Origin of the sequence: Nesterenkonia aerolata, assembly GCF_031470965.1 — a bacterium.
In the GTDB taxonomy this organism is placed as follows: domain Bacteria; phylum Actinomycetota; class Actinomycetes; order Actinomycetales; family Micrococcaceae; genus Nesterenkonia; species Nesterenkonia aerolata.
Map to the genome: position 1 here is coordinate 1 of NZ_JAVKGR010000034.1, position 6,453 is coordinate 6,453.

Consider the following 6,453-nt stretch of genomic DNA (forward strand, 5'->3'; position numbering starts at 1 on the left):
ACAAGGGCGCGAGCCCCTTGACTCACGACACCTCCACACTCAACCGCGAATGGCCACATATGGTCCCGGTCCTCGGGGCTGTCCTCCACAATGTGCGGGGGCAGCTTGTACCCGCCGTGGGCAAGGACTCCGTCAGCTTCGCGGGAGAAGTTCGCCCGTGTGCTCACATTGAGCAGATCACCCTGGTGGTGCTTGCGTTCCCACATTTCCCGGCTGTCCGTCAGGGATTCCCGGGCTTCACGCCAGAGGTCCCCAAGGCCGTAGAGGTCCAGGCTGTCGAGTACATCGAAAGGGGCGTCTGTGATGAACCCGTCGGTGGTGTTGGAAGGTGTTGAGTAGCCCAGGGCCGCGAGTTGGTTCAGTGTTGCCAGCAGTACTGCCCGGACCACTCCGGTGGTCATCATGCCGTGGTAAGGGCTGGTGATGGCAGAGCCGCCAACGGCTTCTCGGGCTTGTGCCCAGGCGTCCCAGCCGCGCTGGCCCATCACTCCTTGGGAGAGCTTCCCATAACCACCGTTGGCGAGGTTCTTCAGCACCTCTTGTTCCAGGGACTTCTTGCCGAACTGCTTCTTGGCCTTCCCGCGTTCCTGGATGAGCAGCCGGTTGGCTCCGCGCAGCATCCGGGAGGGGTTGCCGTCCTCATCGAAACGCACCCGCCCGAAATGCCCAATCTGAACGAACACCTCCGCGCCCAGGGTCAGAGCCAGCCAGACCTCGGGACCAGATGCCCATACACCTCGGCCTGCCCCCGATGAGAGCGGGAAGACCATCGAGCCATCCAGCGGAACAGGGATAGTCGGGAAGGCCACGGCCTCAGGGAAGCTGAACCGCACGAATCCGACGAACGGCATCAGCGGCGACGGCAACTCGTTCAGCGTGAGTTCGACGTTGTTGATGGTCTCGGTGATGACCCCATCCGCATGTGTGAAGTCCACGTCGTAGAAGACCGACTCGGCGGTTGGATAGCAGGAGATCAGGTCATAGTCGTGGGTCTGGCAGCCGAAGAACCCGATCTCGTTGCAGGCGTTATAACCGCCCCGGAAAGCGTTGGCGCAGGCGTGTTGCCACGTAGCAGCAGCGCCGTCCACCGGCAACAGGTCGCGCTTGCGGTAATAGTCCTGCTGCTCTTCAATACCGACGACGTTCTCGTTGGTCGCCGTCGCACGGGTCAGACCACCGACGACCAGGTTGAAGGCACCCGTGCTGGGCAGACCCTCATCGCGCTTGATGGCCTCGCGGATAGAGCGGGCTGCGGCACTGGACAGCGTCAGCGGCAGCGCCTGGTGGTCTCCGTAGAGGGTCGAGGCATATTCCAGCACGATGACCGCGTCGTTGGCCCCGTACTCCAGGAAATCCTCCCGGTGGAGCTGCCGGTATTCGCTCATACGGGAAATCCACCCGTCGGGTACCTCCAGTTTGGGATACCCCACTGCCTGGCCGAGGTCGGCCAGCTTGCCCTTCCCAGCGGGCGCATGGGCGAGACCATCCCGGATGGACAGCTCGATAGGGCGGCAGAACCGCCGGGAAGCGCCGTTGAGGATCATCCGGACAGGCTGCGGAGTAGCCAACCCGCCGCTGGCAGAAATGACAGCCCGCAGAATGTCAGGGGTACGCCCATCGAGCCAGGCCGCACGTCGGCCCTTGTACCCGGGGCGGTCCCCAACCCGCTGTCCTTGGGACTCTGCCAGCAGGCGGCGGTCAGCGAAGGTCGTCAGGTCGGCCTGCTCGTAGTGAGCCAACAGGGTGATCGGCAGGGCCTTGGAGACCACACCTTCCTTCTTGGAGGACCGGAAGAAGTCGGAGGGCTTCCCTGCCAGGGAGCGGGAGACCCCCTTCTCAGACCATTCAGCCGGTGCCAGCGGGTGCTCATGCAGCCCCGCCACCTCAATGACGATCTCCAGAGCACGCTCAAGAGAGATACGCATCCCCGGTAGGGCGACGTCCGGGCGGTCCAGCACGGGCAGAATCGAGACCAGTCTGATCTTGCTGGGATCAGCAGGGTGGACCACCGTGAACTGATAGGAGTCGATCTGCCTGGACTGAACACCGGGCACCCCACCAAGACCGGGCTGATGGGTGAACTCCGTGTCGAAGCCAACCACGATCGTGCCGGTGTCCTCAGCCATGGCCCGAATGGAGTCGTAGTCCCCGAAGGCGGGGCCTGTGCTCTGCGGGCGAGGCCTGCGCTCAATGACCTTCGTCGCCACCTCATACAGCGGGGGCAGCCGCTTGGACAGAGAGGTATCCCGGGTGTAAGCCGAGACCCACTGGGGTGGATCGCCAGCCCTCTGCAACGAGCGCAGGGGCGGCAGACCTGAAACTGGGGGCTGCCCAATACACGACTGCCGCCCCACCACCTGACCAGGGGTTTTACCTTCATCGGCGTACACATTGGGTTCATCCTGCGCGCTGACAGACTTCTCCTGCTGCGGATTTTGCGCTTCTACACCCTCGCCTGCGCGCTGTTCTCTACGGCGTTGACGTGCTCTCTTCTCCGACAATCAACTCACATCCCTTCATGCAGTCCACGGCGCGGTCAGCCGAACATCTCCAAGAACTTCTCCCGCGGAATCTTCTTCAAGCGGCCTACCGAGATCGCAGGGATAGCCCCGCTCTCAATGGCCTCACTCACCGTTCGAGGGTCAACCTCCAGAACGGCTGCGACCTCCTTGCGCGTGATCGTTGCCTTATCCGAGGCCCGCAGATCATCCAGGGTCACTGGCGGGCACTTACTTCCAGCCCCTCCCAGCTCCATTTCCGGCTGCTTCGCCACCTTTGCCACCTTCTCCCGATGTTTGAGGCATCATTTCGATGTGTTCACCACTGTAGGACAAGGAAGATGATCGCGCAACATTTGAATGCTTGAAACATCACCACGATGTTTTTTTCGTGCTACGGTGGTCCTGCAAGCACATCCAGGAACAGGAAAGGACCCCACGGTCGCGATGACACAGAAGAAGACACCCAAGGACATGAAGCCCTTGGAACTAGGGCCTACTGGATTCGCTGTCGCTGACGCGGTGCGCAAGTACCGGCAGAACAACGACTACACCTACGCACAGTTGGAGCAGCGCCTCACAGAGATCGGCCACCGCATCCCCGTGCTTGGACTACGCCGTATAGAAGCTGCCGCACGCCGGGTGGATATGGACGACTTCATCGCGCTGGCCGCCGCCCTCAACGCCTCGCCCATGGCACTGCTAGCGAATGTGCCTGCCGAAGCACCCACTCCCGAGTATCAGATGGCGACCGGCCTACCGGATGACGTTGGGCCTCAGGAGTTCCAGGCCTGGGTCCGAGGTGAGACAGACATGTCATTGAAGGGCCGGACGGAGTACTGGAAACGCGAAATCCAGCGGATCGAGCGTGCAATGGAACGCGACCAGCAGGAGATCGCACGCCTGCGCGAAGACCTGACCCAGCACCCCGGAGACCCCGACCTGCTCGGTCGACTCCATTGGGCAGAGGGGCGCGAAGTTGATGGCAACAAGGCATATGCGGAGGCCGAGAAGCTGCTCGCAGACCTCCAGGAACGGCTGAAGGATGAGGAATATGAGTGACAAGAAGACCAAGCACCGCCGTCGCGGAAAAGGCTCGATCCAGAAGTACAAGACCAAGGCCGGGGACCGGTGGCGGTTCCAGATTTGGGTCCCGATTGACCCGGACGACCCTTCACTGGGTGAGAAGAAGTTCTCCCGGGGAGGCTTCAAGACAGATGACGACGCCGACGACGCCATGCAGGAGGCACTGCAAAAGCGCCGGAATCAGGAGAAGTTCGCAGGAAAAGTCCCCACCATCGGGACATACGCCGAGAACTGGGTGGCTGGCCTGAAACTGGCCGACTCCACCCTGAAGGGGTACCGGAAGATCATCCGCAACCACATCACTCCGCAGCTAGGTGAAATCAAGCTGGACAAGCTCACCGCTACCCGCGTGGCTCGCCACTACCGGCAGTTGGAAGAAGGTGGGCGCGCTGACAAAGTCGGGAAGGGCCAGCCTCTCTCAGCCAACACTGTGCACAAGATTCATGTGGTCCTCGGGGCGATGCTCGACGCGGCCATCGAGGACGGGCATATCAGGGACAACCCGGTCAAACAGAAGAAGAAAACGGTGAAGGCCCCGAAGTCCAGCGAAATACGTGCTCAGAGGCCCGAGATCGTCACCTGGACCGGCAGCCAGCTCAACACCTTCCTAGCCTGGAACCGCGATGAGCGCCAAGATGAGTTGTTCCCCCTCTGGAGGCTCTTCGCCTACACCGGGATGCGTCGCAGTGAAGCTCTGGCCCTGCGCTGGCGCGACATTGACACCAAGAACCGCAGGATCAGCATTCGCCGGGCGGTCAACACCGAGGACTGGCAGCAGACCAAGCTCACGAAGACCTATAACGCCCGGGTGATCGACGTAGACGATGACACCCTGCAAATCCTGGCGTCCTACAAGGTCAAGCGCGCCGAGCTGTCATTCCAGCTTGCCAAGGCAGACGCCTACGTCTTCGGAGACGACGAGGGCCAACTTCGCTCACCCGATGCGATCACTTCCAGGTGGAGCCGACGCCTTGACTGGCTCACCGCAGCACACGCCGACATTCACCGGGTCACCGTCAAAGGTCTGCGGCATACCCACGCCACCCAGCTTCTGGAACGGGGCACTCACCCGAAAGTGGTCCAGGAGCGGCTGGGACACACAACCATCACCACCACCATGAACATCTACAGCCACGTCACCCCGACCATGCAGCGGTCAGCCATCGATGAACTAGCGCGGCAACTCTCCGAGGCGTAAACACATGTGAAGATGAGCTGGAAGTTCACGGCATGTCCGCTGGGCATAGGCTCTTACTGTGGAAGAATCTCTACATGGACGCACCAGAGGACGTGAGGAGCGCTCTTCGCGCAGCCGAAGCTCAATTCCTGGGCAGTGGCACGTTCGGTGAGACCTGGCAGGTCCGTGACCCGCTAGGAAGAAACGGGCAGTTCGCTCTCAAGCTTCTAAGGCCCGAGCATTTCGACCACCGTTTACTCCAGCGAGAGGTGGAGAGCTTAGACCAGTTTGACCATCCTGGGATTGTGAAATTACACGATGTTGGGACGGTCGAACTGAAGGGTGAAAAGCGGTATGCACTGATGTGCGAGTACATTGCTGGGGGTAGCGTCGGACAGGTTCTGCGAGCAGGCCGCCAGCCCAGCCCGCAAGACGTTGAGACCTTCGCGCTAAGCCTACTGCGGGCTGTTTCTGAACTCCACTCAAAAGAGAAAATCCATCGGGATATAAAGCCAGACAACATCATGCTACGGGACGGCTGCTGGAGCACCCCGGTGCTCATCGATTTTGGTCTGTCTCGTTCCGTTAGCGGTGGGACTATGACGGTCTACCCTGCCAAAGTAGGCAGCTTGCCTTGGATGTCCCCTGAACAGCTCCAAGGCAAGAAGGCTAGAAAGGCTGCGGACCTCTGGGCTTGTGGAGTAATTCTCTACGAGCTTCTCGCTGGCCGTCACCCGTTTTTTGGGTCCCTCAACTTACGAGACCTCGACGAAGACGAAATCTTTGATCTGGTGTCTGTGGCGCCTGCGGGGCTTCATGCCAATGTTCCTACTCCTCTGGCAGTTGTAGTGCAGAGACTAGTGAATCCAGAGGCAGCAGGGTTGAGGGGAAGTGCCCAGCGTGCAGTTCGCGAACTTGAAGGAGAGCGCTAAATGGCGGAATGGCAAGGACCGACACTGGAAGAGTCTATCTCGGGCGCTAGACCTCTTTTCCTTATACATCGGAGCCATCAAAACGCGAATCGACTACCTGAGACCATCAACTATCTCGCCGATTCTCATGGGGATGATTTAGCTTTAGGCGCGGTCGCTCGTCTGCCGAAGATGACGGTAAATACCATGAAGACTTTCGCTCAGGCCGTTTCTCACGTCCCTGTGAGGATTGTTGATCCAGAGCTCTGGCGACACCCCGGTTCCGGGTGGCCTGGGGCAAAAGACCTCAAAAGTCCTGCTAACGAGTGGGCATACCTAACGAAGCAGCCTGAAAAACCTGTACGCACCTGGGCCAAGGCTGTCCTGGATGTTCAAAGGGAGAGTAATGCTTCTGTGTTGCTGAGCGCCACTGGATGGGTTTCTTCAGTTGAAGGGCAGCATTCCCTGCAACGGGCCCTTACCTGGGCAGATGCAAGCCGACAGGACGCAGGGAGTTCTCCTTTATGGGTGAACCTCACGTTGGATTATTCATGGCTTACTGACAAGAGACTCCGCAACGCCTTAATTGAAGAAATTGTGGAAAGCAACGAACAGCACTGGTACCTACGATTCTGGTGGCCTGAAGTGCCGACTCGATATGGACAGCTTCAGGATGAGTCTGTCCTAGAGGGCTACCGAATTTTGGCGCGGGAATGTGATGTGGAATGAACCGTCCTGGGTCTTGTTCCGATCTGTTGAGCAGAGAGGATAGGGACTATGG

Annotated in this window: 6 protein-coding genes; 4 read left to right on the forward strand and 2 right to left on the reverse strand. The window is 59.9% G+C overall.

The annotated features are described in order from the left end of the window. A partial coding sequence (locus RIL96_RS13070) for a DNA-directed DNA polymerase (protein WP_310549458.1) occupies window positions 1–2,126 on the reverse strand: 2,126 nt, incomplete at its 3' end. Window positions 2,127–2,536: 410 nt separating this feature from the next. Next, window positions 2,537–2,773 carry a helix-turn-helix domain-containing protein gene (locus RIL96_RS13075; protein WP_310549459.1) on the reverse strand — a complete coding sequence of 79 codons (237 nt, stop codon included), beginning with the start codon at window positions 2,771–2,773 and terminating at the stop codon, window positions 2,537–2,539. Between the two features lie 172 nt (window positions 2,774–2,945). On the opposite strand from RIL96_RS13075, the gene RIL96_RS13080 reads away from it, so the two are divergent. The 4 genes from RIL96_RS13080 (at window position 2,946) to RIL96_RS13095 (ending at window position 6,401) form a co-directional block, all read left to right on the forward strand. After that, window positions 2,946–3,560: a hypothetical protein gene (locus RIL96_RS13080; protein WP_310549460.1), complete on the forward strand. Its 615-nt coding sequence runs from the start codon at window positions 2,946–2,948 to the stop codon at window positions 3,558–3,560. Further along, window positions 3,553–4,782, forward strand: coding sequence for a tyrosine-type recombinase/integrase (locus tag RIL96_RS13085; RefSeq protein WP_310549461.1), 1,230 nt, complete (start codon window positions 3,553–3,555; stop codon window positions 4,780–4,782). Before RIL96_RS13080 ends, RIL96_RS13085 begins: the two co-directional genes overlap by 8 nt. 74 nt (window positions 4,783–4,856) lie before the next feature. Further along, a complete protein-coding gene (locus tag RIL96_RS13090; RefSeq protein ID WP_310549462.1) occupies window positions 4,857–5,693 on the forward strand; it encodes a serine/threonine-protein kinase in 837 nt (278 codons plus the stop codon). Further along, window positions 5,694–6,401, forward strand: a complete 708-nt coding sequence (locus RIL96_RS13095; RefSeq protein ID WP_310549463.1) for a hypothetical protein — start codon at window positions 5,694–5,696, stop codon at window positions 6,399–6,401. Window positions 6,402–6,453: the final 52 nt, after the last annotated feature.